This window comes from Streptosporangium sp. NPDC050148, from assembly GCF_055586505.1.
The window spans coordinates 44,026-70,146 of record NZ_JBVJIA010000019.1 but is presented as its reverse complement, the minus strand read 5'-3'; the positions used below and the strand labels follow the sequence as shown (position 1 = coordinate 70,146).

Annotated in this window: 24 protein-coding genes; 9 read left to right on the top strand and 15 right to left on the bottom strand. The window is 72.2% G+C overall.

Annotated features, from left to right (window positions below; translation table 11 throughout):
- Positions 1–40: 40 nt before the first annotated feature.
- A complete protein-coding gene (gene npdG, locus ACZ6RT_RS22040) occupies positions 41–718 on the bottom strand; it encodes an NADPH-dependent F420 reductase (protein WP_399193526.1) in 678 nt (225 codons plus the stop codon).
- A 136-nt stretch (positions 719–854) separates the two neighbouring features.
- Between npdG and ACZ6RT_RS22035 the strand changes: the two genes are divergently transcribed.
- Positions 855–1,433 carry a hypothetical protein gene (locus ACZ6RT_RS22035; RefSeq protein ID WP_399193528.1) on the top strand — a complete coding sequence of 193 codons (579 nt, stop codon included), beginning with the start codon at positions 855–857 and terminating at the stop codon, positions 1,431–1,433.
- An 84-nt stretch (positions 1,434–1,517) separates the two neighbouring features.
- On the opposite strand, the gene ACZ6RT_RS22030 is transcribed toward ACZ6RT_RS22035, so the two are convergent.
- Positions 1,518–2,459, bottom strand: a complete 942-nt coding sequence (locus tag ACZ6RT_RS22030) for a LysR family transcriptional regulator (protein WP_399193530.1) — start codon at positions 2,457–2,459, stop codon at positions 1,518–1,520.
- A 103-nt stretch (positions 2,460–2,562) separates the two neighbouring features.
- Between ACZ6RT_RS22030 and ACZ6RT_RS22025 the strand changes: the two genes are divergently transcribed.
- Complete coding sequence (locus tag ACZ6RT_RS22025) at positions 2,563–2,832, top strand: CBU_0592 family membrane protein (RefSeq protein WP_399193532.1); 270 nt, start codon at positions 2,563–2,565, stop codon at positions 2,830–2,832.
- Complete coding sequence (locus ACZ6RT_RS22020) at positions 2,829–3,488, top strand: cyclase family protein (protein WP_399193534.1); 660 nt, start codon at positions 2,829–2,831, stop codon at positions 3,486–3,488. Before ACZ6RT_RS22025 ends, ACZ6RT_RS22020 begins: the two co-directional genes overlap by 4 nt.
- Positions 3,489–3,497: 9 nt before the next feature.
- Here the strand turns inward: ACZ6RT_RS22020 and ACZ6RT_RS22015 are convergent, their stop codons facing one another.
- Positions 3,498–3,683, bottom strand: a complete 186-nt coding sequence (locus ACZ6RT_RS22015) for a hypothetical protein (protein WP_344886632.1) — start codon at positions 3,681–3,683, stop codon at positions 3,498–3,500.
- A 44-nt stretch (positions 3,684–3,727) separates the two neighbouring features.
- Here ACZ6RT_RS22015 and map point away from each other — a divergent pair, with 44 nt between their 5' ends.
- The gene (gene map / locus ACZ6RT_RS22010; RefSeq protein ID WP_399193536.1) at positions 3,728–4,576 is read left to right on the top strand and encodes a type I methionyl aminopeptidase; all 849 of its coding nucleotides are present in this window, start codon (positions 3,728–3,730) and stop codon (positions 4,574–4,576) included.
- Between the two features lie 63 nt (positions 4,577–4,639).
- Here the strand turns inward: map and ACZ6RT_RS22005 are convergent, their stop codons facing one another.
- From ACZ6RT_RS22005 to ACZ6RT_RS21985, 5 genes are all read right to left on the bottom strand, one after another.
- A complete protein-coding gene (locus ACZ6RT_RS22005) occupies positions 4,640–5,065 on the bottom strand; it encodes a sensor histidine kinase (RefSeq protein ID WP_470155720.1) in 426 nt (141 codons plus the stop codon).
- A 176-nt stretch (positions 5,066–5,241) separates the two neighbouring features.
- Entirely contained in the window at positions 5,242–7,302 is a 2,061-nt protein-coding gene (locus tag ACZ6RT_RS22000) for a bifunctional copper resistance protein CopD/cytochrome c oxidase assembly protein (protein WP_470155718.1), read from the bottom strand.
- Positions 7,299–7,934 carry a copper resistance CopC family protein gene (locus ACZ6RT_RS21995; protein WP_470155716.1) on the bottom strand — a complete coding sequence of 212 codons (636 nt, stop codon included), beginning with the start codon at positions 7,932–7,934 and terminating at the stop codon, positions 7,299–7,301. Before ACZ6RT_RS21995 ends, ACZ6RT_RS22000 begins: the two co-directional genes overlap by 4 nt.
- A gap of 146 nt (positions 7,935–8,080) precedes the next feature.
- Positions 8,081–9,373 (bottom strand): helix-turn-helix domain-containing protein, encoded by a 1,293-nt coding sequence (locus tag ACZ6RT_RS21990; RefSeq protein WP_470155714.1) that lies wholly within the window; start codon positions 9,371–9,373, stop codon positions 8,081–8,083.
- Positions 9,374–10,024: 651 nt separating this feature from the next.
- Positions 10,025–11,080, bottom strand: coding sequence for an excalibur calcium-binding domain-containing protein (locus tag ACZ6RT_RS21985; protein ID WP_470155712.1), 1,056 nt, complete (start codon positions 11,078–11,080; stop codon positions 10,025–10,027).
- Between the two features lie 1,238 nt (positions 11,081–12,318).
- Here ACZ6RT_RS21985 and ald point away from each other — a divergent pair.
- Positions 12,319–13,437 carry an alanine dehydrogenase gene (gene ald / locus ACZ6RT_RS21980; protein WP_470155710.1) on the top strand — a complete coding sequence of 373 codons (1,119 nt, stop codon included), beginning with the start codon at positions 12,319–12,321 and terminating at the stop codon, positions 13,435–13,437.
- A 57-nt stretch (positions 13,438–13,494) separates the two neighbouring features.
- On the opposite strand, the gene ACZ6RT_RS21975 is transcribed toward ald, so the two are convergent.
- Positions 13,495–13,968, bottom strand: a complete 474-nt coding sequence (locus ACZ6RT_RS21975; protein ID WP_399193550.1) for a GbsR/MarR family transcriptional regulator — start codon at positions 13,966–13,968, stop codon at positions 13,495–13,497.
- 78 nt (positions 13,969–14,046) lie between these two features.
- Here ACZ6RT_RS21975 and ACZ6RT_RS21970 point away from each other — a divergent pair, with 78 nt between their 5' ends.
- Entirely contained in the window at positions 14,047–14,958 is a 912-nt protein-coding gene (locus ACZ6RT_RS21970) for an ABC transporter ATP-binding protein (RefSeq protein WP_470155708.1), read from the top strand.
- Positions 14,955–16,526 (top strand): ABC transporter permease, encoded by a 1,572-nt coding sequence (locus ACZ6RT_RS21965; RefSeq protein WP_470155706.1) that lies wholly within the window; start codon positions 14,955–14,957, stop codon positions 16,524–16,526. The genes ACZ6RT_RS21970 and ACZ6RT_RS21965 overlap by 4 nt, the downstream gene beginning before the upstream one ends.
- A gap of 93 nt (positions 16,527–16,619) precedes the next feature.
- Here ACZ6RT_RS21965 and ACZ6RT_RS21960 read toward each other — a convergent pair whose 3' ends face one another.
- Positions 16,620–17,339 (bottom strand): DUF3105 domain-containing protein, encoded by a 720-nt coding sequence (locus ACZ6RT_RS21960; protein ID WP_470155704.1) that lies wholly within the window; start codon positions 17,337–17,339, stop codon positions 16,620–16,622.
- A 121-nt stretch (positions 17,340–17,460) separates the two neighbouring features.
- On the opposite strand from ACZ6RT_RS21960, the gene ACZ6RT_RS21955 reads away from it, so the two are divergent.
- Positions 17,461–18,129, top strand: coding sequence for a DUF305 domain-containing protein (locus ACZ6RT_RS21955; protein WP_470155702.1), 669 nt, complete (start codon positions 17,461–17,463; stop codon positions 18,127–18,129).
- 74 nt (positions 18,130–18,203) lie between these two features.
- Complete coding sequence (locus ACZ6RT_RS21950) at positions 18,204–18,503, top strand: DUF3467 domain-containing protein (RefSeq protein ID WP_344886609.1); 300 nt, start codon at positions 18,204–18,206, stop codon at positions 18,501–18,503.
- A gap of 72 nt (positions 18,504–18,575) precedes the next feature.
- Here ACZ6RT_RS21950 and ACZ6RT_RS21945 read toward each other — a convergent pair whose 3' ends face one another.
- The 5 genes from ACZ6RT_RS21945 to ACZ6RT_RS21925 form a co-directional block, all read right to left on the bottom strand.
- Positions 18,576–19,643: a threonine aldolase family protein gene (locus ACZ6RT_RS21945; protein WP_470155700.1), complete on the bottom strand. Its 1,068-nt coding sequence runs from the start codon at positions 19,641–19,643 to the stop codon at positions 18,576–18,578.
- A gap of 14 nt (positions 19,644–19,657) precedes the next feature.
- Entirely contained in the window at positions 19,658–20,311 is a 654-nt protein-coding gene (locus ACZ6RT_RS21940; RefSeq protein ID WP_399193562.1) for an SDR family NAD(P)-dependent oxidoreductase, read from the bottom strand.
- On the bottom strand, positions 20,308–22,383 hold the full coding sequence (locus tag ACZ6RT_RS21935) for a DUF6421 family protein (RefSeq protein WP_470155698.1): 2,076 nt from the start codon (positions 22,381–22,383) through the stop codon (positions 20,308–20,310). The genes ACZ6RT_RS21940 and ACZ6RT_RS21935 overlap by 4 nt, the downstream gene beginning before the upstream one ends.
- A gap of 320 nt (positions 22,384–22,703) precedes the next feature.
- Positions 22,704–25,196, bottom strand: a complete 2,493-nt coding sequence (locus tag ACZ6RT_RS21930) for an exo-rhamnogalacturonan lyase family protein (protein WP_470155696.1) — start codon at positions 25,194–25,196, stop codon at positions 22,704–22,706.
- On the bottom strand, positions 25,193–26,110 hold the full coding sequence (locus ACZ6RT_RS21925) for a carbohydrate ABC transporter permease (protein ID WP_399193567.1): 918 nt from the start codon (positions 26,108–26,110) through the stop codon (positions 25,193–25,195). The genes ACZ6RT_RS21930 and ACZ6RT_RS21925 overlap by 4 nt, the downstream gene beginning before the upstream one ends.
- Positions 26,111–26,121: the final 11 nt, after the last annotated feature.

The window sequence follows — 26,121 nt, the reverse complement described above, 5'->3', positions numbered from 1 at the left end:
AGGAGCCCCCGGCCGGGGGGCCCCGGGGGGTGCCGGCCGGTCAGATGTCGGTGAGGCGCAGGCCCGCGTGGGCCTTGTAGCGGCGGTTGATCGAGATGAGGTTGGCGGTCAGCGCCTCGACCTGGTGGGCGTTGCGCAGCCGGCCGCCGTACACGCCCCGCACGCCCGGGATGCGGCCCGCCAGCCCGCGCACGATGTCCGTGGCCTCGCGGTCGTCGCCCAGCACCAGCACGTCCAGGTCGATCTCGGCGACCTCGGGGTCCAGCAGCAGGACGGCCGAGACGTGGTGGAAGGCGGCGACCACCCGGCTGTCGGGCAGGACCGCGGCGGCCTGCTGGGCGGCGCTGCCCTCCTCGACCGGCAGCGCGTACGCGCCCTGCTTGTCGAAGCCGAGCGGGTTGACACAGTCGATGACGATCTTCCCGGCCAGCTCGGCGCGGAGGGACTCCAGCGTGGAGCGGTGCCCGTCCCAGGGAATGGCCACGATCACCACGTCGGCCTCGGCCGCCACGGCCGCGTTCTCGGCGCCGCGTACCGCGCCGCCGAGGGTGGCCGCCGCCTCCTGGGCGCGCCCGGCGCTGCGCGAGCCGATCAGCACGGTGTGGCCGGCGAGGCCGAACCGCCGGGCCAGGCCCTTGCCCTGGTCCCCGGTGCCGCCCAGGATGCCGATCGAGACGCCGCTCACGTCCGGAACATCGGTCGGGTTGTCAGTGCTCACTCGCCGCTCCTCGTCGTCCCCCGGTCATCCGGAGCCGGAGCCCGTCGACCATGTTTCCAGTGTCCATCGCCTTTTCCGATCATCTCAGGATCGCGTTCCCCGGATCACCGCGGGGTCCGTACGGCACCATGGGCACATGGACGCTGGGGCGGTGACACTGCTGCGCGAGATGCTGGCCTCCACCGGCTGGATCGAGCGGACCCGCGAGCTGGGCCTGGCCCTGCGCGCGACGCGTTCGGCCGGGGGGCTGATGGTGGTGGGCACGCCCGCTGAGGAGCCCTGGCACCTGACCGCGCACCTGAGCGACGAGGCCAGGCTCTCCGGGCTGCCGCAGCTGGCCCCGACGCTGGTCCGCTGGGCGCCCGCACCGGACGCGCCGGCCCACCTGCGGATCGGGCTGGACAGGATCGAGCGGGCGCGAAGGGGCGAGACGCTGTTCGTGGTGGCCGAGGAGGCCGCCCCGGAGGCCCTGCTGGAACGGGTGAGCGACGCCCGCAGGACCGGTACGACGATCCTGGCGCTGGACGGCGGCGACGCCGAGCTGGCCGGTCTCGCCCACGACGCGCTGACGATCCCCGAGCGGGCGCCGTTCTCCTTCGACGGCGCCCAGCACCTGGTCAGCATGGCCGCGGGAGAGGTCGGCCGCCGCCCGGGACTGCGCGACCGGCTGGCCGGGCTGCTGGAGCGGGTCAGCGGCCCGCACCTGAACGACTAGGCGGGCCCGGTCCGGGCCCCCGGGTCGCACCGCACGGGTCACGGCCCCGCCCGTGCTCACCGGCCGTGCTCACCGGCGGGGCGGTCAGGACGTCCTCCAGCGGGCCCGGAGCCGTTCCGCCAGGCCCTCGGCCGCCTCCCTGAGCGCCGCGATGACCACGGCCTGCACCGGGTCGGGCTCCCCCGAGCGGGTGCGGCTGAGGCGGGTGACCGCGTCCAGCTTCCTGGCTCCCACTCCGGTGATGCCGGTGACGACGACCTCGCCGTCCGGGACGTCGAGCAGGGCCAGCGACGGCACGATCGCCACCCCGTGCCCCGCCGCGACCAGGGCGAGCGTGGGCGGGAACTCCTGGATCGTGTGCACCCGGCGCGGGGTGAACCCGTGCAGGGCGGCGAGCCGCTCCAGGGCCTGGCCGCTGGCGTGGTCGAGCGGCCCGGCGACCCAGGGCACCTCCGCCAGGTCCGGCACCTCCCGGGGGACCTCCGCCCAGCCCGGCGGGGCCACGATCCGGTACTCGTCCACGTACAGGGGGTGGGAGACGATGGCCTGCCGCGCCACGACGGCCTCGTCGGCGTCCTGCTCGGTGAGGGCGAGGTCGACCCCGCCGAGGCGGAGCTCGCTCAGCGCGGGCGGCCCGTACAGCTCCCGGATGCGCGGCGTGATCCGGGGGTGGCGCTCGGCCAGATCGCCGAGCGCGGGCACCAGCAGGTGCCGGATGACCGTGGGGAAGGCGGCGATCGCCACCGGCCCGGCCAACCGCTCGGTGAAGCGGATCAGCTCCCGTCTGGCCTCGTCCAGCTCCTCCTCGACGCGCTCGGCGTATCCGGCGAGCACCCTGCCCGCGGGGGTGAGGGCGACCCGGCGCTGGGACCTGTCGATGAGGGAGAGCCCGACCTCCCGTTCCAGGAGCGCGAGCTGCTGCGAGACCGCCGAGGCCGTCAGGTGGAGCGCCTCGGCCGCGCGCATGACGCCACCGCGCCGGGCGACCTCGTGGAGCACCCGCAGCCGCCGGGGATCGATTTCCATGTAGCTGAGCTTACGTGGATGGTAAGACAACTTTATTTGACCTTCAGTGACCGGGGCGGAAACCATGGGGGCATGAACCTCTTCCCGTCGGGCGCGTGATCCCGTGCCCCTCTTCATCGACCTGCTCGGCTGGGCCGGAGCCGCCCTGCTGCTGTACGGGTACGCCATGGTCTCGACGTCCAGGATGTCCGGCGACGGCATGCCCTACCAGGTGATCAACCTCACCGGCGCGGTCACCCTCATGATCAACTCGGCCTTTCACGCGGCCTGGCCGTCGGCGGTCCTCAACGTCGTCTGGGGTGCGATCGGCCTCGTCGCCATCGCCAGGATCGCCGGGGCCCGCACCGGACACGGGCAGGTGAGCGTCCCGTGAGCCGGCTGGTCGAGCTGAGCCACCGCATCACCGAGGGCATGATCACCTACCCCGGCGTCCCCGGCCCGCGCCTGGGCGTGCACCTGAGCCGGGAGGCCTCGCGGGAGGTCTACGCGCCGGGCACGGAGTTCCACATCGGCAGCGTCGAGCTGGTCGCCAACACCGGCACCTACCTCGACACCCCCTACCACCGCTACCCCGACGGACCCGACCTGTCGGGGGTGCCGCTGGAGTCGCTCGCCGACCTCCCGGGGCTGGTCGTACGGGCCGAGGGGGCTCCCTCGGTGGGCCTCGACCGGTTCGCGGGGCTGGACGTGCGCGGCAGGGCCGTCCTGCTGCACACCGGCTGGGACCGGCACTTCGGCACCGACGCCTACTTCCACGGCCACCCCTACCTCGAACCGGAGGCGGCCAGATGGCTCGCGGAGCGGGGTCCCGCGCTCGTCGGCATCGACAGCCTCAACATCGACGACACCCCGCCCCGCGGTGAACGCCCCGCGCACACGCTGCTGCTCGCGGCGGGCATCCCCATCGTGGAGCACATGACGGGGCTGGCCGCGCTCCCCGGCAGCGGGTTCCGCCTGCACGCCGCGCCACCGCTGCTGGCCGGGATGGGGACCTTCCCCGTACGCGCGTACGCCGTCGTGGACGGCTAGCGGGCGGGCTCAGTCGTCGTCCCCGTCCCACCCCCGGTCGTTCTTCTTCCAGTCCTCGTTCCGCCGGGCCGCGGTCTGCAGCGCGCCGGCCGCGGCCTCGCGGGTCGGGTACGGCCCCATCCGGTCCTTGTTCGGGCACCCCTTGTCGGGTTCGACGGCCTGGTGCGTGAGACAGAACCACCATTGATCGCTCATGCCGCAATCCTGCCCAGCCGGAAGCACAACTAGACTGCTGGACCATGACGACACTGCTCCAGCCCGGGCGGATCTCTCCCCTCCGCAAGGTCCCCTCCCACATCCAGCGGCCGGAGTACGTCGGGAAGAAGACCCCGAAGACCGGGGAGCCCGACGTCAAGACCCCCGAGATCATCGAGCGGATGCGGGTCGCGGGCAGGCTGGCCGCCCAGGCCCTGCAGGAGGTCGGCAGGCACGTGGCCCCCGGGGTCACCACCGACGAGCTCGACCGGATCGGCCACGAGTTCCTCTGCGACCACGGCGCCTACCCCAGCACGCTCGGCTACCGGGGCTATCCCAAGTCGCTCTGCACCTCGATCAACGAGGTGATCTGCCACGGCATCCCGGACGACACCGTGCTGCGCGACGGCGACATCGTCAACGTCGACATCACCGCCTTCATCGGCGGCGTGCACGGCGACACCGACGCCACCTTCCTGGTCGGCGACGTCGACGAGGAGTCGCGCCTGCTGGTCGAGCGCACCCGGGAGGCCACCGACCGGGCGATCAAGGCCATCGCCCCGGGCCGCCGGCTCAACGTGGCCGGCCGGGTGATCGAGGCGTACGCCAAGCGGTTCGGCTACGGCGTGGTCCGCGACTTCACCGGTCACGGCATCGGCACCACGTTCCACTCGGGCCTGATCGTGCCGCACTACGACGACCCGTCGCTGGCGGTCACCCTGGAGCCGGGGATGACGTTCACCATCGAGCCCATGCTGACGCTCGGCACCATCGACTACGACGTCTGGCCCGACGGCTGGACCGCCGTCACCAAGGACCGCAGGCGGACCGCCCAGTTCGAGCACACCATCCTGGTGACCGAGACCGGCCGCGAGATCCTCACGCTTCCCTGAGCCGCAGCGCGGAACCGGCCGCGGGCCGTCGTCTACGGCCCGCCCCGGCCTCGTTCCCGGGCCCTACCCCCGGTCCTGCTTCCGGAGGGGAAGCACCCCGGTGACGGTGGTCCCCTCGCCGGGGCTGCCGTTGACGCCGAGCGAGCCGCCGAGCCTGCGGACCTGGGCGCGCATGGCGACGACGCCCCGGCCCCGGGCCTCGCCGAAGAAGCCGACACCGTCGTCGCTGATCGTCATGCGCAGCCCGCCGCGCCCGTGGGTGACGGCGACGGAGACCGTACGGGCGCGGCTGTGCCGCTCGACGTTGGCGAGCGCCTCCTCCAGCACCGCCAGCACGACCTCGGCGAAGGAGGCCGGGACGTCACGGCCGGGCAGCGCCCAGATCTCGACGGCGATCCCGGTGCGCTCGGACCATTCGGTCAGGTATCCCTCAAGGGCCTGGGCCAGACTCCGGCTCCTGTCGTCGCGTACGCGCAGTTCCTCGGACACTGCTCAACCTTCCCATGCACATGGCGATCACCGGCCCCCCGACCGGATGTGACTCGGCGTGGCGCGCGACGACGAAGCGCTGCACCCGCTGCGGTGAGCACGAGCCCCTGTGGGACACCAGGCTACCGGGAGGGACACCGGGAAGGCGGTAAGGGTAGGAGGGCGTAACCGTGGGGCTACCGACCGTTGTCACGCTTGTTGAGTCTGGCCAGGTAGTCGTTGTAGTCGTCGAGCCTGCTGTCCCCGCTGCCACCGGTACGGGCCGCGGCGGCCTCGGCCCGGCGGTCGGCGTGGCGGGCCCCGCGGTCGTCGGCGCGCCACCACTGGAAGGCCAGCGCGAGCAGCACGATGAGCGTCGGGATCTCCCCGAACCCCCAGGCGATGGCCCCGCCGGCCTGCTGGTCGGCCACGGCGCTGGGCCCCCAGGTCCGGCCGAGCTGGTCGTACCACTCCGCGGCCAGCACGGTGGTCATGCTCATCAGCGCGATGCCGAAGAACGCGTGGAACGGCATGGTCACGAACAGCAGGATGAGCCGGGCCACGTGCGGCAGCCGGTGCGGGGCCGGGTCGATGCCGATGATCACCCAGAAGAACAGGGAGCCGCTGAGCAGGAAGTGCACCGTCATCGCGATGTGGCCGAGGTGCTCCTCCATGGCGGCGGCGAACAGCGGCGTGAAGTACAGCGCGTAGGTGGAGACGATGAAGATCGCCGTGGCGATCGCCGGGTGCGAGACGAACCGGACGAACCTGCTGTGCAGGATCGTGGTCAGCCACTCCCTGGGCCCGCGGTCACCCCTGCGGGCGGCCGGGGAGAGGGCCCGCAGCGCCAGGGTCACGGGCGCGCCGAGCACCAGGAAGATCGGCACCATCATGGAGAGCGTCATGTGCTCGGCCATGTGCGCGCTGAACAGCACCTTGGCGTAGCGGGCGACACCGCTCTGGGTGGCGATCAGCAGGATCAGCACGCCGACGAACCAGGCGGCCGTACGGCCCTTGGGCCAGGGGTCGCCGCGCCGGGCGAGCCGGACGACACCGGCGAGGTAGAGCCCGGCCAGCAGGGCGACGAGCGTGCCGGAGAACAGGTCGAACCACCACAGCGTCGCCAGGTTGACGAGGGAGATCTCCGGGGGCATGGTGTAGCCGAGCAGCTCGAAGGCCCTGTCCACGGGCAGGACGGCGGGCGGTGGCGCGGTACGGGACAGCGCGACGGCCAGCCCGACGGCCGCGAACATGACGACGATCTCACCGGTGGCGAACCGGACGAACGTCCCGGACCCGCCACCGGCCAGCAGCGGCAGGGTCCGCTTCCTGTGCCACCAGCCGATGACCCCGAGCAACGCGAACGCGGCCGTCTTGGCCAGCAGCAGCAGGCCGTACGCGGAGGTGAACAGCTCCGAGGGCGAGGTGAGCCTGGCCAGGACGCTGAACAGGCCGGACAGCCCCACCCCGATGAAGCACCACAGCGCCAGGGCCGAGAAGCGGGTGGCGGCGGTCGCCAGGTGCGGCTGCCGGCGCAGCGCGTGCGCGCAGAGCACGCCGAGGCCGCCCACCCAGAGCGCCAGGACGATCAGGTGCACGGCCACGCCCGTGGTGGCCAGGTCGTGGTTGGGCGAGGAGGAGGAGTGGCCGGTCAGCGCGGGCGGGAGCATGGTGATCAGGGCCAGCACGAGCAGGCCGCCGGCCGCGCCCACGGTGATCGCGCCGCGCGCGAAGAGCGCGATGGCGACCGAGAACAGCACCACCAGGGTCAGCGCGATGCCCTGGGAGACCTGGCTGGCGAAGCTGGTGAGCTCGTCGCCGGCGAGCACCTCGGCCACCGGCGCCCCGAGCGCCTCCGAGAGGCTGAACACCATGGTGGCCGCGGCGGCCCCGGCCCAGACCAGGGCCGTCCAGGAGGCGGCCCTGACGTAGGCGAGGGCGGGCCCGCCCAGCAGGCCCTTGTCGCTGGGGAGCAGGATCGCGGCGGCCAGCAGCGTGCCGACGGTGAGCAGGCCGGCCCCGTCCATCGCCAGCTTGGCCAGCGGCAGGCCCCAGCGGGTGAGGGCGCCCTGGTCGGGCAGACCGGGGATGATCCTGGGGAACGCCGCGCCCCCGGCGATCATCGCGATCACCAGCGCGACCACGGCGGCGCCGGTGCCGGCGAGGACGAGCCGTACGGTCCCGCCGTTCCCGGACGTGGCCGTGTCGTCCGTCTTCGCCGTCTTGGCCGTCTGCGCGGCCCGCGCGGACCCGCTCACGGCCGCTTCTTGCCGCGCATGCTGAAGAACATGCCGATGCCGACGCCGGTCAGGGCGCCGACGACGATCCACATCCAGCCCGGTACGCCTCCCGAGGAGCCGGACTCCTCGGCCGCGGCGGCCGGGGTGACCGGGACCTCCGACGGGGTGGCCGGGGCGCTCGCGGTGGCGCTCTCGGTGGCGGAGCCCGGTCCGGCGCCCGCGGGCGACGACTCCGACGCCTCCGGTGCCTGGGACGACGAGGACGGCGAGGACGGCGAGGACGCTGCCTGGCCGACGAGGGTGAAGGGGATCTCCCCCTCGATCGGGTGGCCGTCGGAGGAGACGACACGGTAGGCGATCACGTACCGGCCGGGAGGAAGGCCGGCCTTGACCTTCTGGGTCACCACGGCGCCGTCCACGGAGGGCTTGCCGTCCTGGTGGGACGTGTCCCCGGAGCGGACGACGACGTTCGGGAAGCGCACCGAGGCGCTGAAGGTCAGCTTCACCTCCTCCAGGCGCTCGACCTTCGCGTCCTTGGCCGGGCTGCTGCTCTTGAGCCGGTCGTGTGCGAGGGCGGGCGTGGCGAAGGCCGTGCCGAGAACGAGGGCGACGAGGAGCGCGAGGGCGGCCGCGACAGGGGAAGTCTTCATGACACCCCCAGGCTACCGACGCGGCACCGCGGTCTCGACTCCCCTACCCGATCCACGGCTGCGCGCGTCTCCCCTCCGTCCGGCCGTTCCCGGCCCCTCACCCACCCGTCCTTCCCGGCCGACCGGCCGGGGACACCTCGGCGGGCCTACAGCCCGACGCTGGCCAGTGCCCGCTTGTAGGCGTCGACGCTCCGGACGGGCTCGTCGATGCGCTCCAGGACCTGTGCCGCGGTCAGCCAGGCGTGGGCGGTGTCCCGGGTGACGGGCGAGCGCTCCAGGCACTCGGCCCCGGCCCCCAGCTCCCGCGAGGCCTCCTCCTGCCTGCCCAGCTCGGCGAGGGTCTGGCCGTACAGCAGCCGGGCCTCGGCCTGCATGATCTGCGGCATGCCGTCGAGGAGGTCGCAGACGGCACGCATGCGCTCCGCGGCCGGCTCGGGCCGGGAGAGCAGCAGTTCCACCCGGGCGAGGTTCATCGCGCAGCGCATCTTGTCCATGGGGTTGGCGGAGCTCTCGGCGAGCTCGCCCTCCACCTTCAGCAGCACGTCGCGCCAGGCCTCGGCCTCCATCGGCCGGGCGGTCAGCAGCACCTGGGCGTAGTCGCCGCGCAGGCGGGCCAGCCGGCGCGGGTCGCCGTACTCGGACTGGATGGCCAGGGACCGCTCGACGTGGGCGACGGCCTCCTGGGCCTGCCCGCTCTCGACGGCGACGATCGCGGCGCCCCAGTGCGCCAGGGTGAGCGCCTGCGGGGTGCCGAGGGTCTCGGCCGCGGCCAGCAGCTCGGCCGAGAACTGGCGCGCCCGCAGCAGGTCGCCGCGGCTGACGTAGGCGACGAGGAGCTGGCCGCCCAGCCGCATCAGGCCGTCGTTCCAGGCCGGGCGGACCGCGCCGCCGAGGATCTGCTCGGGGACCTGCACCGCCCGCGCCAGGTCGCCCTTCTCGCGGTGGCAGCGGGAGAGCGCGACGGCGACCGCGACCTGACGCTCGGGGTTCATGACCACCGTGTCGTTCTCGCGCAATCCGTCGAGCAGGACGATCGCCTCGTCCAGGTCGCCACAGGCCTCGGTCGCCAGGGCCAGGCCGTACTCGGCGTCCTGGCGGAGCTGCGGCAGACCCGCCAGGCCGCCGTCGGCGAGGAGCTCCGCGTAGCGGGTGCGGGCCTCGACGACCTCGCCGTTCTCCATGGCCAGCTTCGCGTAGCCGAGCGCGAGCTCGATCTCCTGCATCTGCTCGGCCGTGACCCCGTTCACCAGATAGGTGAGCGAGCAGTCGAGTTTCTCGGCAAGAAGCTCCAACACGGCGGGGGTCGGAGTACGCTTGCCACTCTCGATGAGAGAGACGTAGCTATCCGACAGTTCCGGGTGAGCGAGCTGCGCCTGGGAAAGACCACGTTGCCGACGGACGGTCTTGATGCGTTGACCGACTAAGTCTTGACCAGTCACGTTACCCCTTGAAAGATAGTGTTGAGCAGCAGAACCCACGACAGGAGTCTCCCCGTGCGCCGACGTCTTACCTTGTCCCTGTCTGCCCTCGCCATGCTATTTGCGGCTGCTTTTGCCGTCTCTGGCAATGCTACGACCGTGAGCGCTGATTCGTCTGCCCCTCAGAACGACACCTCCAACTATTCTTTGCCCTTGAACGCCATGGGCGAACTGGGCTGGAATGGCCCCGACTAATCGGCGACTCAGTTCACCGGTAGGGCCGGAAGTCCGACCGGAAGCGGATCCGCTTCCGCGACGGGCTTCCAGACGCTGAGTCACCACCTCCGGTGAACCCGGCGTCGTCCACCCCGGCTTCCGCACCCGGGGTCCGGTACGGATGTCCCCGAGGCCAGGTCTTCGCAGACCTGGCCTTTCGCTTGTCGCGAACACGACCGTCCGCCGCCTGGCCGATCCGGCGCTTCAGTGATCTTCTCCGGCCCTTTTCCGTTCCTCGCGGGGCATCTCGGGCCCTTTTCGTTCCCGGGGGCCGCCTCCGGCCTCTTTTCGTTCGCCGGGCGCCGCCTTCGGCGCGGCTTCGGGCCGCCGTGCCTGCCCGTGCCTGCCCGTGCCGATCGCGTCAATCGTCCCGGGAGGCCTGCGGCCCGGAGCGTCTCACTGCTCGCAGACCACGCCGTCCCCGTCCACGTCGATGTACCAGTCGTACTGCTTGTGGACGCCGCGCGTGTACGGGCCGTACCCGTCGGCGGTCGCCTGCTTGCAGGTGGCGTACCGGGGATCGCCGCCCCCGCCGGCAGGGGCGGACGACGTGGTGGTCCGGGGGGAGGGGTTCGTCGCGGGCGGGTCGGTGGCGCCCTGACCGGTCCCGCTCCGGTCGGTCCCGCCCTGATCGGTCCCGACCGGGTTGGCGGCCGGATCGGTCGCCGGATCGGTCACCGGGTTCGTGGCCGGATCGGCCGGGTTCGTGGCCGGGGTGGTGGGCGCCTGCCGGCCGGGCGACGGACCCGCGGAGGGATCGGTGGACGGGGTGAAGACCGACCCGGTCGGCTGAGGGCCCGGCGCCGGCTGCGTCCCGGCGGGGCGGGAACCGATCAGCCGGACGACCATCGCGTCCGCCTGCTCCTTGGTGAAGGCCCCGGCGATGCTCAGGCTGTCGTCGGTGATCGCCTGGGCCACCCGGGGAGCGGCCACCACCTTCTCCCCCACCACGATCGCGATCTGCTGCCTGACCGGGTCGTCCTCGTTGACCGCCTCCTCGGTCAGGGCGTTGATCTGGTCGCGGAAGGCGGGGGCGAACGCGATCCTGACCGAGTAGCCGCCGCTCTTCTCCTGGACGGCCTCGATCTTGCGTACCGCGTTCACGGTGATCCCCGCGGCGACCGTGTAGCAGTTCTGCCCGAGGTCGTCGGGGTAGGTCTCCGGGACCGTGCAGGCACCGGCCTTCACCTCGGTCACCGGCGCGAAGTGGATGGGGACCGCCAGCCGGCTGGGCGGAGGGGCGCCGAGCGGCATGTCGGGGTTGCGGGTCATGAGCACCGCGATGGTGCCGAGAACGCCGGTGATCAGTACGACCACGACCAGGGCCGCCACCAGGATCGCGGTGGTGGCCCGGCTCGCCCGCGGCACCACCGGGACCGCGACCGGGGGTTTGCCGCCCCCCGGCACGCCCGCCCCGGGCACGTTCGTCCCCGGCGTACCCGCCCCGGGCACACCCGCCCCTGGCACACCTGCGGCCGCGGGCACACCGGGCTCGGGGATGCCCGCAGGTCCGGGCACACCGGGCCTGGGGAGACCGGCGGGTCCGGGGGGACCTGCGGCCCCGGATGCGGGGGCGGCTCCGGAAAGACCGGCGTCGGGCGCGTCCATCCCGAAGCCGCCCACCCGCGTCGTGGCCTCTCCCGGATCGTCCGGTTCCCGGCCACCGGGTCCCGGCCGCCCGGCCCGCGTCCCGGCGTGTCCCGGGTCGTCGTATCCGGAGTGGCCGTATCCAGGGTCGCCGTGATCCGGACGGCCAGGCTCATCATGATCCGGACGGCCCGGAGAGCCGTAATCCGGAGCACCGGACCCCGGACCGCCGTACTCCGGACGGCCCGGAGAGCCGTAATCCGGAGCACCGGACCCCGGACCGCCGTACTCCGGACGGCCCGGAGAGCCGTACTCCGGAGTGCCGGAGTCACGGCCGGGAACGTCCCGGACGCCGGAGGGCTCCTCACCGGATCCGCCGGTGCCACGGGCATGGCGTCCGGGCGACGCGCCGGGACGCGGCGGCGGCGTGAAAGCGTCATAGGTGTCGGACGTGAAGATGGCCTGAAGGCCGGGTGGGAGGGCACCGGGGAAACCGGGCACGAAGACGCCACGGGCACCCGGCGGCGTGAAAGCGTCACGGGAACCGGGCGTGAAAGCGTCACGGGAACCGGGGGTGAAAGCGTCACGGGCACCCGGCGTAAAGGCGTCACGGGAACCAGGCGTGAAAGCGTCACGGGAACCGGGCGCGGGTTCCCGGGAGCCCTCGAACGGGTCGTCGGGACCGGCTGGAGGCCCCTGCGGTCCGGGCGGCGTCCCACCCTGCCCCGCGTGCATCCCCATCGTCACGTCCCCGCGTTCCTCACAGCCGTTCGCGTCCGTTCGCGGCGAGCCTACCGATCGGCGCGAGAAGCCGGTAACCCTCTAGGTCAGGACATGTGGCGAACGGCGGGTCATGCTCCCGGCCGGGACGCGTCCGGGGTCCCCGCGGGCGGCGGAACAGGCCCCGGCGTCCCCGCCCCGCCCGACCGTCCCCCCTCGCCCCGTCATCCCCTCGCCGGAACGTCGCCGATATGTCACCGGCACGTCACCGGCGCCTCGCCGACCTGCACGTTCGCCCCGTCCGCGCGTGATCGCCCCCTTTCGGGGAACGCACAGGGGAACGCACACCGCGGACGAGGACACGCGCCCACCCTGGAGGAGCCGTGAGAATCTCAGTTCCCCGCGAGGTCAAGAACCATGAGTACCGCGTGGCCCTGACGCCCGCCGGAGCGCACGAGTTCGCCCGGCACGGCCATCGGGTCTTCGTCGAGAAGGGCGCCGGGCTGGGATCCTCCATCCCCGACGCCGACTTCCGGAACGTGGGCGCGACCATCGTGGACTCCGCCGACGACGTGTGGGCCGAGGGGGACCTGGTCCTGAAGGTCAAGGAACCGGTCCCCGAGGAGTATCACCGGATGCGCAAGGGCCAGGTGCTCTTCACCTACCTGCACCTGGCCGCCTCCCGGGCGTGCACGCTGGCCATGCTCGAGTCCGGTGTCACCGGTGTCGCGTACGAGACCGTGCAGAGTCCCGGGGGGTTCCTGCCGCTGCTGGCCCCGATGTCGGAGGTGGCCGGGCGGCTCGCCCCGCAGGTGGGGGCGTACCACCTGATGCGCCAGGGGGGCGGGCGGGGCGTGCTGATGGGCGGGGTCCCGGGGGTGCGCGCGGCCTCCGTGGTGGTGATCGGCGCCGGGGTGTCCGGCATGAACGCCGCGGTCATCGCGCTGGGCATGCAGGCGGAGGTGCTGCTGCTGGACCGCGACATCGACCGGCTGCGCCAGGCGGACGTGATCTACAAGGGCCACTGCAAGACCGTCGCGTCCAACGCGTACGAGATCGAGCGGGCGGTGCTGGACGCGGACCTGGTGATCGGCGCGGTGCTGATACCGGGCGCGCGGGCGCCCAAGCTGGTGAGCAACGAGCTGGTCTCCCGGATGAAGCCGGGCTCGGTGCTGGTGGACATCTCCATCGACCAGGGCGGCTGCTTCGAGGACTCCCGCCCCACCACCCACGACGACCCGACGTACCGGGTGCACGGGTCGGTGTTCTACTGCGTGGCCAACATGCCGGGCGCGGTGCCGCACACCTCGACCCACGCGCTGACCAACGTGACCGTCCCCTACGCGCTGGCGATCGCCGACCGGGGCTGGCGGGAGGCCCTGCGCGCCGATCCGGCGCTGGGGGCGGGCCTGAACACCCACGAGGGGCACCTGACCAACCGGCCCGTGGCCGAGGCCCACGGGCTGGAGGCGGTGCTCACGGAGGACGTGCTGCGCGGCTAGGGTCCCTCCCGCCCGCGCCACCGGCGAAGGGCGCCGCGGACGGGAACGGAACCGGCCTCAGGGGCCGACGGGGTCCCGGCGCGCGCGCCACTTGTCGAGCAGGAGCGGGATCTCCTCATGGCAGAAGGCCATGAAGTCCCGCATCTCCGCCAGAGTGCGGCCGGGACGGGTGTCGGGGCCGCCGATCGCCACCAGGCCCTCCTCGATGGCCTCCACGACCAGCTGAAGGCGGTTGCCCTTGGTGAGGGTCGCCTCCCACCACGTGTCGTCGCTGATGCCGTAGAGATCGCGCCGCGACCCCGGCACCGGCACCCGGTGGATCATGCCGATGGTCGTCAGATGGCGTACGGCACCCGAGATGGCGCCGGAGCTGGCGTCGAGCCGCTCGGACAGGTCGGCCGCGCTGAGCGCGTCCTCCTCGGCGGTCATCACGGTCAGCAGCACCCTGGCGGCCATGGGCGGGAAGTTCCACTCGGCCATCTGGCGGCTCATCCGCTCCACGAACTGACGCACGGCTTCTTCGTCTCTCATCGGTCCTCCTCGGTCGGGCGTCAGGGGTTCGCACGAACTACTTTCATTTATCTCTGAAACTTCTGTATGTTCTGAAGAGTGAACAACATCATCTCCGTGTCCGGCCTGACGAAGCGCTTCGGCCGGACGCGCGCGCTGGACGGCCTGGACCTCGACGTCCGGGCAGGCCAGGTGCACGGCTTCCTGGGCCCGAACGGGGCGGGCAAGTCGACCACCATTCGCATCCTGCTCGGCCTGTTGCGGGCCGACGCAGGCACGGTCCGCCTGCTGGGCGGCGACCCCTGGAAGGACGCCGTCGAGCTCCACCGCCGTCTGGCGTACGTGCCGGGCGACGTCACCCTATGGCCCAACCTGTCCGGTGGCGAGGTCATCGACCTGCTCGGCCGGTTGCGCGGCGGCCTCGACAGGGCGCGCAAGAAGGACCTGATCGAGCGCTTCGAGCTGGACCCGCGCAAGAAGGGGCGCGCCTACTCCAAGGGCAACCGGCAGAAGGTCGCCCTGGTCGCCGCGCTCGCCTCGGACGTGGAGCTCCTGCTGCTGGACGAGCCCACCTCCGGGCTGGACCCGCTGATGGAGGCGGTCTTCACCGACTACATCGGCGAGGTCCGCGCGCAGGGACGCACGGTGCTGCTGTCCAGCCACATCCTGGCCGAGGTGGAGAAGCTCTGCGACCGGGTGAGCATCGTCCGCGACGGCCGCACGGTCGAGACCGGCACCCTGGACGAGCTGCGCCACCTGACCCGCACCTCCATCACCGCCGAGCTGGCCGCCCCGCCCGGCGGCCTCACCGGCCTCACCGGCCTCACCGGCCTCACCGGCGTCCACGGGCTCCGCGTCAGCGGCGACCGGGTGACCTTCGAGGTCGACGCCGACGGCCTGGACGAGGCGCTGCGGCAGCTGTCGGCCCTCGGGGTGCGCTCGCTCACCAGCCGCCCGCCGACGCTGGAGGAGCTCTTCCTGCGTCACTACCAGGCCGAGCCGGCCCGATGACCGGCACCTGGTCCCTCGTCCGGCTGATCCTGCGCCGCGACAGGTTCCTCCTCCCGCCGTGGGTGCTGGTGATCGCCGTGCTGCCGATCGTCCAGACCTCCGGCATCGCGGAGCTGTACACCGACGAGGCCGCCCTGCGCCGGTTCGCCGCCTCGATGGGCTCCGCCCCGGCCTTCTCCGCCCTGTACGGGCCGGTCCTGCACTGGAACGCCGCCGCCATGGGCGTGTGGCGGGCGGGCTTCACCCCGGTCGTGCTGGCGCTGGCCGTGATCCTGACCGTGGTGAGGCACACCCGGGCGGAGGAGGAGACGGGCCGCCGCGAGCTGCTGGGCGCCACCGTGCTGGGACGCCGGGCCGCCCTGTCGGCGGCGCTGATCGTGGCCGGGGCGGCCTGCCTGGCCGTCGGGCTGATCGTCACCCTCTCCTTCGGCGCCCACCCCGCCCCGGGCGCGCTCGCCACGGGGCTGGGCTACGCCTGCGTCGGCATGGTGTTCGCGGCGGTGGCCGCCGTGGCCGCGCAGCTCACCGAGAGCGCGGGCGGCGCCAGGGCGATCGCGATCTCGGTGCTCGGCCTGGCGTTCGCCCTGCGGATGGCGGGCGACACCGGCGGCACCGGCTGGCTGTCGTGGTCCTCCCCCATCGCCTGGGGCCAGCGGATGCGCCCGTTCGCGGGGGAGGAATGGTGGCCGCTGGGCCTGTTCGCCGCGCTGGTGATCACGCTCTGCGCGCTCTCCTACGCGCTGGCCGGGCGCAGGGACCTCGGGGCGGGCCTGCTGCCTCCCCGCCTGGGACCCGCCGACGCCGCCCCCGGTCTCGCCACCCCCCTGGCGCTGGCCTGGCGCCTGCACCGGGGATCGCTGGCCGGCTGGAGCGCGGCCGTCGCCTTCGGCGGCGCCGTGGTGGGCGCCACGGCCCAGGCCGCCTCCGGCGCGCTCGGGCAGAACAGGCAGGCCCTGGAGATGCTGGCCAGGCTCGGCGGCGGCGCCGGGGTGGGCCAGGCCCTCATCGCGAGCGTGGTGAGCGTCCTGGGCGTCGCCGTCTCGGGCTACGCGATCCAGGCCGCGTCGCGGATGCGTACCGAGGAGACGCTCATGCGGGCCGAGCCGCTGCTGTGCGCCGCGGTGAGCAGGCGGAGGTGGACGGCGAGCCACCTGGTGTTCGCGTTCGGAGGCCCGGTCGTGGTCCTGGCCGTCCTGGGGCTGTCGGCCGGGATCGCCTACGGGGTCGCCACCGGCGATCCGGGCGCCCACGTGTCCGAGGTGCTGGGGGCCGCGCTGGTCCAGCTGCCCGCGGTGTGGACGCTGAGCGCGCTGGTGGTGGTCCTGTTCGGGCTGCTGCCCAGGCTGCTCCCCCTGGCCTGGGCGGTGCTGGCGGCGTTCCTGGTGTTCGGGCAGGTCGGCGCACTGCTGGACCTGCCGGGGGCGCTCGTGGGCCTGTCCCCCTTCAGCCACCTGCCCCGCCTGCCCGGCGGGGAGGTGACGGCGACGCCGTTGATCACGCTGGTGGCGATCGCGGCGGCGCTGACGGTCGCCGGCCTGTACGGCTTCCGCCGCCGCGACATCGGCTGACGGCCCCCGCGTTCCCCGGGCCCGCACCGGATCAGGGCACGGGCCCGAACACGGGCCCGAGCGCGGATCCGGGGCCGGGCGGGCCTGCGCCGGTCAGGGAGCCGGGCTGGCGCTGGGCGCGGGGGTCGCCTCACCGGTGGCCGCCGGGCTCTGGCCGGGCGTCGCGGTCGGTGCGGACGACGGGGCGGCCGCCGGGATGGGCGCCTCGGCGGTGGTGGTGCCCACGCCCCCGCTGCAGGACGCGCCGAGCTCGGGGGTGTCCGGCCCGTTCTTGTACTTGGTGATGAACTTGGGCAGGCGCGGGTCGTCGGCCCCGTTCAGCTTGAGCTGCTTGTTCCAGGAGCTGGCCACCACCTTGGCGGGCAGGCCCGGGTAGGGGCTGAGCAGCATGTAGTCCTTGGATGCCAGCTCCCTGAGGGTGTCCACCTCGGCCTTGGGCAGGTCGGGCCGGTAGGTGATCCACACGGCGCCGTGCTCCATGGAGTGGACGGCGTTCTCATTGTTGATCGGCTGGTCGTAGATGCCGCAGTTCTGCCAGGCCGAGCTGTGCTCCCCGCCCATCGGCGGGGTCTCCTTGTACGAGACCTTGCTCTCGACGTGGAGGCTGCCCGGATACTTGGCGCTCGTGACCGCGTCCAGCGACGTTCTCGAACGCTCGTTGATCAGGTAGAAGGCGACGATCCCGACGAGCAGAACGATGACGAGACCGCCGCCACCCCACATCAGGAGCGAGGTCCTGCGTTCCTTGCGCTTCTGCTCCTCACGCATCCGGTTGAGGTGCTCGCGCCTCGCCTGCGCCTTTTCCTTGGTCATCGACCCTCCAGCCGGCAAACAACTTTTGTCACCCTATGCCCTAGTGGCGTATGTGGAGAATAAGGGTCTGACAACGTGCGACACAGCAGTGATTCCTGACAGTGGGTACGCTGAGGAGATAATGGAAACCGCGGTTCACGATGATGCAAAGCCCAAGCGACGGCCGGCGCTCGGCGCGCTGCTCGGCTGCCTGCTGGTGGCGGCCGTCCTGCTGCTCGTCATGGGGAGAACGGCCACCCCGACCGACGCCTCACCGGAGGCGGGTTTCGCCCGCGACATGTCCGTCCACCACGCCCAGGCCGTCGAGATGTCCTTCATCGCCAGGGACGGGAGCAGGGACGAGGCGCTGCGGCGGCTGGCGTACGACATCATCGTCACGCAGACGGCGCAGCGCGGGATCTTCACCGGCTGGCTGCAGCAGTGGGGGCTCAACCAGTCGGGCGAGCGGCCCGCCATGGCGTGGATGGCCGGCCACGGCGGCCACGGCGGCACCGGTGGCGGCGCTGTAACGCCGGGCGCCCCGGCCACGATGCCCGGTATGGCCTCGCAGGACGAGCTCACGAGGCTCCGCGCGGCCACCGGAAAGGACCAGGAGGTGCTCTTCCTGCAGCTCATGATCCGCCACCACGAGGGCGGCGTGCAGATGGGCCGGGGCCTGCTGAAGCTGTCCGACCGCGACGAGGTGGCCACCATGGCACGGCACATCGTCAACGGTCAGACAGGCGAGATCGAGTTGATGACCGACATGTTGCGGCAGCGCGGCGCCCAGCGCCTGCCTTCCATCCTTTAGTGGCGTCGGCGCGTCCGTGTGCGGCCGGTTCCCGGCCAGGGCAGCATGGAGCCAACCTGGCCGGAGGAATGAGAATGGTGAACGACGAGCCGGAGAACCGGCTGGAGGTGAGCATCTCCGCCGAGGTGGAAATGGGGCAGTACGCCAACTTCGCCTCTGTGTGGCACACCCAGGATGGCTTCGTCCTGGACTTCGCGGTGATCACCCGGCCGCCCCAGCTGGCCAACGACCCCTCCTCCGGAGAGCACTTCGTGAGCGTGCCGACCCGGATCGTCAGCCGGATCCGCATCCCCCCGAGCCAGGTGTTCGAGCTGATGAAGGCCCTCGAACAGCAGCTCACCGCCTACGAGCACGAGACCGGCCACAAGAACTGAGCGCCCGGCCCGGGTCCGGGCCGGGCGCCCGGGTGATGCCCTGAGGCGGAAGGCGGCCCCGGCCGCGCGGGCTCACGCCGGGGAGAGGCGCATCTCCTCCGCCACGGCGGCGGCGAACGCGTCCACGTCGGCCTCGGTGGTGTCGAACGCGGTCATCCAGCGGACCTCGCCGGTGGCCTCGTTCCAGGTGTAGAAGCGGAAACGCTTCTGCAGGCGCTCGGTCACGTCCCCGGGCAGGATCGCGAAGACCGCGTTGGCCTGCACCGGGCGCGGGATCCGCACGCCGGGCACGTCCCGCACGGCCTCGGCCAGCCGGAGCGCCATGGCGTTGGCGTTGCGGGCGTTGCGCAGCCACAGGTCGCCCGCGAGCAGGGCCTCGAACTGCACCGAGACGAACCGCATCTTGGAGGCGAGCTGCATGGCGCTCTTGCGCAGGTAGCGCAGGCCCCGGACGGCGCCGGGATCGAGCACCACCACGGCCTCGCCGAACATCAAACCCGCCTTGGTGCCGCCGAAGGAGAGCACGTCCACCCCCGCGTCGGTGGTGAACGCGCGCAGCGGCACGCCGAGCGCGGCCGCGGCGTTGGTGGCGCGGGCGCCGTCGAGGTGGACGACCATGCCCAGGCCGTGGGCGTGGTCGCAGATCGCCCTGATCTCCTCGGGCGTGTAGAGCGTGCCCAGCTCGGTGGTCTGGGTGATCGACACGACCTTGGGCTGGGCCCGGTGCTCGTCCCCGAATCCCCACGCCTGCCTGTCGATCAGCTCCGGGGTGAGCTTGCCGTCCGGGGTGGCGACCGGCAGCAGCTTCAGCCCGGCCGACCGCTCGGGGGCACCGCCCTCGTCGGTGTGGATGTGCGCCGACTCCGCGCAGATCACCGCCTCCCAGTGGGCGGTCATCGAGCGGAGCGCGACCACGTTGGCGCCGGTGCCGTTGAACATCGGCCAGACCTCGGCGGCCGGGCCGAAGTGCCCGCGGAAGACGTCCTGCAGCGCGGCGGTGTAGACGTCGTCGCCGTAGGCGGTCTGGTGGCCCCCGTTGGCGAGCGCGATCGCCTGGAGGATCTCCGGGTGGACCCCGGCGTAGTTGTCGCTGGCGAAGCCCTTCACCAGCGGGTCGTGCCTGCGGACGGCGTCCGTCATGGGCTCTCCTTCCCTCAGCCGGTGCCCGGCCCGGCGGTGAGGTCGATCCGGGTGCCGTTGGCGTCGGTCTCCCACAGCCGCTCGACCGCCTCGGCGAGGTCGTCGACGTCGGTGAATCCGGGGAAGGTCCGCTCCGGGCTCGCCTCGCGCATGCCCTCGTGCACGAGCGCCTTGACCACCAGGATGTTCGCGGTGGCGCCGGTGCCCTCCAGGGCGTCGGCGAAGGCCAGGGTCCACGCCTCGGAGGCGGCCTTGGCCGTGCCGTACGCCGCGTTGCCCTGGGTGGGCCGCTCGGCGGCCTTGGCCGAGACGATGGCGAACCGGCCGCGCTCGGCCGCCTTGAGCAGAGGTTCGAAGGCCAGCGTGACGTGCTGGAGGGTACGGATCAGCAGGTCGTGCAGGAGCGCCCAGTCCTCCAGGGACGTCTCGGCGAAGGTCTTCGACCCTCGCCAGCCGCCGACCAGGTGCACGATCCCGTCCACGTGGCCGTGCTCGGCCGCCACGTCCCGCGCCAGATCGGCGACGGCGTCGGCGTCGAGCAGGTCGACCGCGAGCAGGCCGTCGGCGCCGCTCTTGTCGACGCCGATCACCGTGTGACCCTGCCCGGTGAACCTGCGCGTGACGGCCCGGCCCGCGGGACCGCCCGCGCCGGTGACAAGGATGATCATGCTCGGATGCCCTTCGTGGAGTCGACGACATCGCCGAGCTTACGGCGCAGGGCCTCGTAGAACATGCTGAGGGGGAACTCGTCGGGCAGCACCGCGTCCACCGCGGTCTTCGGGAACCCCTCGGCGGGCAGCGCGGCCGCGCCACGCGCCCAGACCGAGGCCGGGTGCGGCTCGACGTAGGCGGCGACGAGCTGGTGGGCGGCCAGCCAGTGGGCGAGCTTGGAGCGGTCGATGCCGTCCCGGTAGAGCTTCTCCACCTCGGCCCGCAGGTCGGCGACGCCCCCGGCGAGCCGGTCCCAGTCGACGCTGAGGCGGTTGTCGGTCCACCGCACCACGTCGTTGCGGTGCAGGTACGCGAAGAGCAGCTGCCCGCCCAGGCCGTCGTAGTTGCGGACCCGGCCGCCGGTGATCGGGAAGCGGAACAGCCGGTCGAACAGGATCGCCAGCTGCACGTAGCGGGCGTGCGGCACGTTCTCACGCTCCAGCCTCACGGCCTCGCCGAACGCGGTCAGGTCGCAGCGGAGCTCCTCCAGGGAGTACAGCCAGTACGGCATGCGCTGCTTGATCATGAACGGGTCGAACGGCAGGTCGCCGTGGCTGTGGGTGCGGTCGTGGATCAGGTCCCAGAGCACGAAGGTGTCCTGGGCCAGCTCCTGCGAGGCGATCAGCCTGGCCGCGTCCGGCGGCAGGTCCAGCTTGAGGGTGGCCGCGGCGGCACCGCTCACCGCGCGGAAGCGGGCGGCCTCGCGGTCGGCGAAGATCCCGCCCCAGGTGAAGCGGGCCGGGGTCTCACGGACGGCGACGGTCTCGGGGAAGAGCACCGCCGAGTTCGTGTCGTAGCCGGAGGTGAAGTCCTCGAAGGCGATCGGCACGAACATCGGGTTGTCGTAGCGGGTCCGCTCCAGCTCGGCCAGCCAGTCCGGCCAGATCGTGCGGATCCACACCGCCTCCAGGTGCCGGAACGTGGTGCCGTTCTGGGTGTACATGGGGAAGACCACCAGGTGCTCCAGGCCGTCGACCCGCTGGGTGTCGGGGTGGAACGCCTCCAGCGCGTCGAGGAAGTCGGGCACCCCGAGGCCCGCCTCGGCCCACTTGCGCAGGTCGGCGACCACCGCGGCCAGGTAGGCGGCGTCGTGCGGGAAGCGCGGCGCGAGCCGCTCGACGTGCCCGGCGATCTCGGCGACCAGGACGGCGGCCCGCTCCCGGTCGCGTTCGACCGAGCCGTCCTTGGCCTGCAGCGGCCGGAGCGCCTCCACGGCCTCCTTCAGCGCCCGGAACTCGGCCCGGCCCGCCTGCCCGCCCCGCGACCGGCCCGCGGACGAGGGCGTCCGCGCGGCCCAGGTGATCAGGTTGCCCCAGAGGGCGGCGTGGTCGTGGTCGCCGAGCGAGTCGTCGCCGAACAGGTCGGAGTCGCCCAGGACCACGACCCGGCCCTGACCGTGCCGCAGCGCCACCGCCAGCGGGCGTCCGGCCGGGGTCGCGGCCGGAGAGGTACGGAACAGCACGGTCGCGTCCTGGGGGGCGGTGAGCGTCCCGGCGCGGTAGAAGCAGGCTCGCCGGGCCCCGGCGAGCAGGTCCTGCCCGGCGGCGACCCCCTCCCCGGGGACGCCCATGACCCAGGAGGCCACGCCGTTGTGGGCGTTCCCGGGATCGTGGGCCAGGGTGTTCTCGACGCCCACCCCGAAGCGCGCGAGCAGCTCGGTGAGGTTGCTGCCGTACTTCTCCTGCTCGTACTCGGCCATCACGACCAGCCCGCCGCCCGCGCGCACGTACTCCTCGACGGCGTCCAGCTCGTCGGGGGGCAGGACGGGGTCACCGCCGGTGGTGCGCTCCCAGCGTTCGGTGGAGGGGTGCGCGATCACGAGCACGTCCTGCCCGGCCAGCAGGTCCGGGGTCAGGGGACCGCCGGTGTGCGCGGCCACGGTGTGCCCCAGCGCGCGCAGCACCCCGGCGGCACGGACGTAGCCGCTGTCGTCGGGATGGCCCGGATTCATCGTCTCGGCCACGTCCCGCCGGATGGTCCACGACTCGCCGTGTGCCTCGTCGAACAGTACCCGCGGTAGCGCCGTCACGATAAATCCTCCTTCTCATCGAGCGTAATGCCGGAAAATATACACAGTACCGTCCTGTTTCAATAGTTCTGTGCTGGTTGGCGGGGCGGAGTGGCACGCCCGCGGACGGGGTCCGCAGCGGAGACCGCTTTCCCCACGGGCCCCGAACCCCCGGGGGCTCATGGCCTCCCGGGCCTTCTGGCGCTTGAGCCTTCTGGCGCTTGGGCTCTTGGGCTCTCGGGTTTTTGGGTTTTGGGGCTCCCGGAGCGATGAGTCCCCGGACCGGCGGGCCGATCAGCCGGGGGCCCGGACCACACGAAGGTCCGCTCCCTGGCGGGTACCTACCTCCGAGGGATGAGTGCCAGGAGCTGGATCGCCGCCAGCGCGTACTGGGCGGCGTCGTTGGTGGAGACGTACGGAGCCTCGTCGACGGGCATGAGGACGCTCGCGTCCCGGACGTGGGTGAGCCGCCAGTCGCGCCGGGCCTGGAGGGGGTTGACGTTGAGCTGGTCGCCCTCGCCGACGTCGAAGGCGTGCCAGGCCACGTCGGCCAGACCCCGGTCCCCGGTACGGACGGCTGCGTAGGCGGCCAGGCGGCTGTGCGCCTGGATCAGCGAGACACCCCTGAGCTCCGGGTCGGTGAGATAGCGGCGGCAGTACTCCAGCCACGCCTCCTCGAAACCGGCCACCCCCAGGTCGAGGTCGATCAGTTCCGCGCAGACCTCCGGCAGCCCGAAGACGGCCGACAGGTGGGAGAGGCTGATCTCGTCCGTCGTCCGGCGGAGACGGCCGTCACGCAGCTCCGCCTCCCCGGCCAGGAAGCCGTGCGGCAGGGTCGCCAGATCGGCCATCGTGCCCAGCAGCCTGTCGCGCGCGCCGGCGTCGCGGTGGCGCTCCCACCGGGTGAGCCACATCGCCGCGAGCGCGCCCCAGTCGGTGCCCAGGCCGATCCTCGGTTCGGGGACGGCGCGATACTTCCGCAGGGGGTCGAGTGCGGCGACCGCGTCCTCGGACAGTTCGTCCATGAGGTCGCCGGTGCGCTCGTCGGCGGTCAGGTAGTAGAACATGCGCCGGTAGATCGCGCTGGAGATGCGCAGCTGCTTGCAGGAGCAGCCCCAGTGCTGCACGTTGTGCCTGGAGCCCAGGCCCTTCCAGGGGCCCAGGTGGTAGACGTCCACCTCGCCGGTGTGGCGGGTCATCGCCTCGGCGAAGCGGAACACGTCGGCACGGCCGGTGCGCAGGAACTGGTACCACAGCCACAGGTCGGGTGACAGCTCGGAGTTGTCCCACGCGTAGCCGCCGACGTCGTAGCGCCAGGTGTGCCGGTCGGCGTCGTAGGTGTGCATGACGTCGCCGTAGTCCCAGAACCCGTACCAGCGGCGTTGCTCCTGCTGCGCGAGGTAGTGGTCGAAGAGGAAGTCCAGCCGCTCCTCGATCGGCCCATCGCCGGAGCGCGGGGCCCACGTGCCGAAGACGCCCGCCTCCCTGATCCGCTCGGGGGAGGCGACCAGCAGCCCCGGGGTGAGACCGGCGGCGCGCTCGGCCAGTTCCTCGTTCGGCGGGGTGGCCTCGAACAGGCAGAGCGACAGTTCGTGGGTGCGGGCGATGCCGTACGGCGTGCCGTACCCGGGCTCGTGGTCCTCGTAGGTGATCTCCAGGCCCTCCAGCTGCTCCGTGTGGCTCTCCTGGCCCAGGCCGTCGTGCCAGAAGCGCAGGTCCATGGGCGGGGAGCCGGGAGAGTGGAGCCAGACGGTCGCGGTCGCCAGGCCGGTGGCGGCGCCGCGGATGTCGAGCCGGGTGGGATGGAGCTTCCAGAAGTCACGCAGGCCGAAGCCGAGACCGCCGCTGACACCGCCCACGTAGCCGTACCCCTGGGAGCGGGTGCCGGAGGGGATCGTCACCCAGCCGTGCCCCGGCCTGGTGCGCTTGCGCAGCAGGAAGCCGTCCGCGCTGTTCTGGTCGAGCGTGTAGTCGCTCCAGGTGGGAATCAGGTGCAGGTGGCCGGCCAGCGCCGACGGATCGGCCGCCCGCCCTTCGACCTGTGCCCGCCGTACGGCCGCGCCGGGGTCGCGGCGCAGGCCGGTCAGGCCGCGCACGGCCTCGGTCAGGAACCCGGTCAGGAACCCGGTCACCGACCCCGCCTCGCCGATCCCCCTGGACGGCCCCGCCAGCCGGACGTGCCGGTCGTGCGGCTCGTCGCGCATGATCACGTCGGCGCGCAGGCCGAGGCCGCGCAGGAAGTCGCGCTCCGGGTCACCGTCCCAGACGAAGCTGTGGACCAGGCGGACCTCGGGCGAGCCCGCGTAGAAGTACAGGCGCACGGTGAACGGCAACCGGCCGGCGTGCCCGCCCTCGACCCTGACCACCGCGCGGACCGGGCCGGCCTGCTCGACGGTGACCCGCTCGACGGTGGCGGTCACCTCGTCGTCGTGGACGCTGACCAGGCGGACGTTCCTGACGATCTCGCGGGAGCCGTGCCGTCGCGAGCCCTCCGGCTCCGTGTACGAGATGGACTCGATGAGCCCGCCGCCGAGTCGCCAGGTGACCGGGCCCGAGCGGATCGTCCGGCCGGTCACGGTGACCGGATGCTCGGGCAGGGGGGTGACGGCCTGCGGGCAGAGCTCATAGGCGTCGGAGGGGTCGCTCTGCGGGCCGATGGCGTGGGCGGACCACTTGACCGAGCCGTCCGGCCAGGTGGCGGTGACCCAGCTCTGCACGGGAGTGCCGTCGCGCAGGGCGAAACCGGTCCCCGCGGCCACGGTGCCGCGCGGCCAGGGAACTCCCCAGGTGACCCCCTGCCTGCGTGGCCCGTCGAGCCAGCGTACTTCGGTCACTCCTTCACCGAACCGATCATGACGCCCTTGGCGAAGTGTTTCTGCAGGAACGGGTAGACCAGCAGGATCGGCAGGGTCGCGACGACCACGACGGCGAACTTGATGCCCTGCTCGGGGAAGAGCACCGAGTCGAAGGCCGAGACCGAACTCTCGGCGTCGACGCCGGTGAGCATCCGGACCAGTACCTGGAGCGTCCACTTCTCGTTGTCGTTGATGTAGAGCAGGGGCGACATGTAGTCGTTCCATATGCCGACCGCGTAGAAGAGCGAGAAGGTGGCGATGATCGGCTTGGACAGGGGCAGCACGATCCGCCAGAAGACCCCCAGCTCGTTGCAGCCGTCGATGCGGGCGGCCTCTTCGAGTGCCTCCGGCAGTTCCTGGAAGAAGCTCTTGACGATGATCAGGTAGAAGGGGTTGATCGCCAGAGGCAGGATCAGTGCCCAGTAGCTGTCGAGCATGCCGAGGTCCCGCACCACCAGGTAGGTGGGGATCATGCCGCCGCTGAACACGATGGTGAAGATGACCAGGTTCAGGATCAGGGTCCGGCCGGGAAGTGCCCGTTTGGACAGCGGGTAGGCCATGGTGAGCGTCAACATGACCTGTATCAGCGTGCCGACCGCCGTCACGCAGATGGTGGTGACCATCGCCCTGAGGAAGACGGGGGTGCTGAAGATGTAGTCGTAGGTGCCGGTGATGAAGGTGTCCGGCCACAGGAAGAACGGCCTGGTGGCGATCTCCGCCTCGGTGGCGAAGGACCCGGCCAGCACGTACATCAGCGGCAGGACGGTCACCAGCGCCAGGCCGACGAGGAACGCGATGTTGAACGCGTCGAAGAGCCGGCTGCCCCAGGAGCCGTGGTTGCTCACCGTGGCGGGGGTCTCCGCCGGCTTCTTCGCGGTCAGGTTGTGCGCCATGCACCCCTCCT

Bases quoted from the DNA above. Each gene is read 5' to 3' on its own strand.
- ACZ6RT_RS22035 (WP_399193528.1), top strand. From the start codon at position 855: ATGGACGCTGGGGCGGTGACACTGCTGCGCGAGATGCTGGCCTCCACC.
- ACZ6RT_RS22030 (WP_399193530.1), bottom strand. From the start codon at position 2,459: ATGGAAATCGATCCCCGGCGGCTGCGGGTGCTCCACGAGGTCGCCCGG.
- ACZ6RT_RS22015 (WP_344886632.1), bottom strand. From the start codon at position 3,683: ATGAGCGATCAATGGTGGTTCTGTCTCACGCACCAGGCCGTCGAACCC.
- map (WP_399193536.1), top strand. From the start codon at position 3,728: ATGACGACACTGCTCCAGCCCGGGCGGATCTCTCCCCTCCGCAAGGTC.
- ACZ6RT_RS21995 (WP_470155716.1), bottom strand. From the start codon at position 7,934: ATGAAGACTTCCCCTGTCGCGGCCGCCCTCGCGCTCCTCGTCGCCCTC.
- ACZ6RT_RS21975 (WP_399193550.1), bottom strand. From the start codon at position 13,968: ATGAGAGACGAAGAAGCCGTGCGTCAGTTCGTGGAGCGGATGAGCCGC.
- ACZ6RT_RS21965 (WP_470155706.1), top strand. From the start codon at position 14,955: ATGACCGGCACCTGGTCCCTCGTCCGGCTGATCCTGCGCCGCGACAGG.
- ACZ6RT_RS21960 (WP_470155704.1), bottom strand. From the start codon at position 17,339: ATGACCAAGGAAAAGGCGCAGGCGAGGCGCGAGCACCTCAACCGGATG.
- ACZ6RT_RS21955 (WP_470155702.1), top strand. From the start codon at position 17,461: ATGGAAACCGCGGTTCACGATGATGCAAAGCCCAAGCGACGGCCGGCG.
- ACZ6RT_RS21950 (WP_344886609.1), top strand. From the start codon at position 18,204: ATGGTGAACGACGAGCCGGAGAACCGGCTGGAGGTGAGCATCTCCGCC.
- ACZ6RT_RS21945 (WP_470155700.1), bottom strand. From the start codon at position 19,643: ATGACGGACGCCGTCCGCAGGCACGACCCGCTGGTGAAGGGCTTCGCC.
- ACZ6RT_RS21940 (WP_399193562.1), bottom strand. From the start codon at position 20,311: ATGATCATCCTTGTCACCGGCGCGGGCGGTCCCGCGGGCCGGGCCGTC.
- ACZ6RT_RS21925 (WP_399193567.1), bottom strand. From the start codon at position 26,110: ATGGCGCACAACCTGACCGCGAAGAAGCCGGCGGAGACCCCCGCCACG.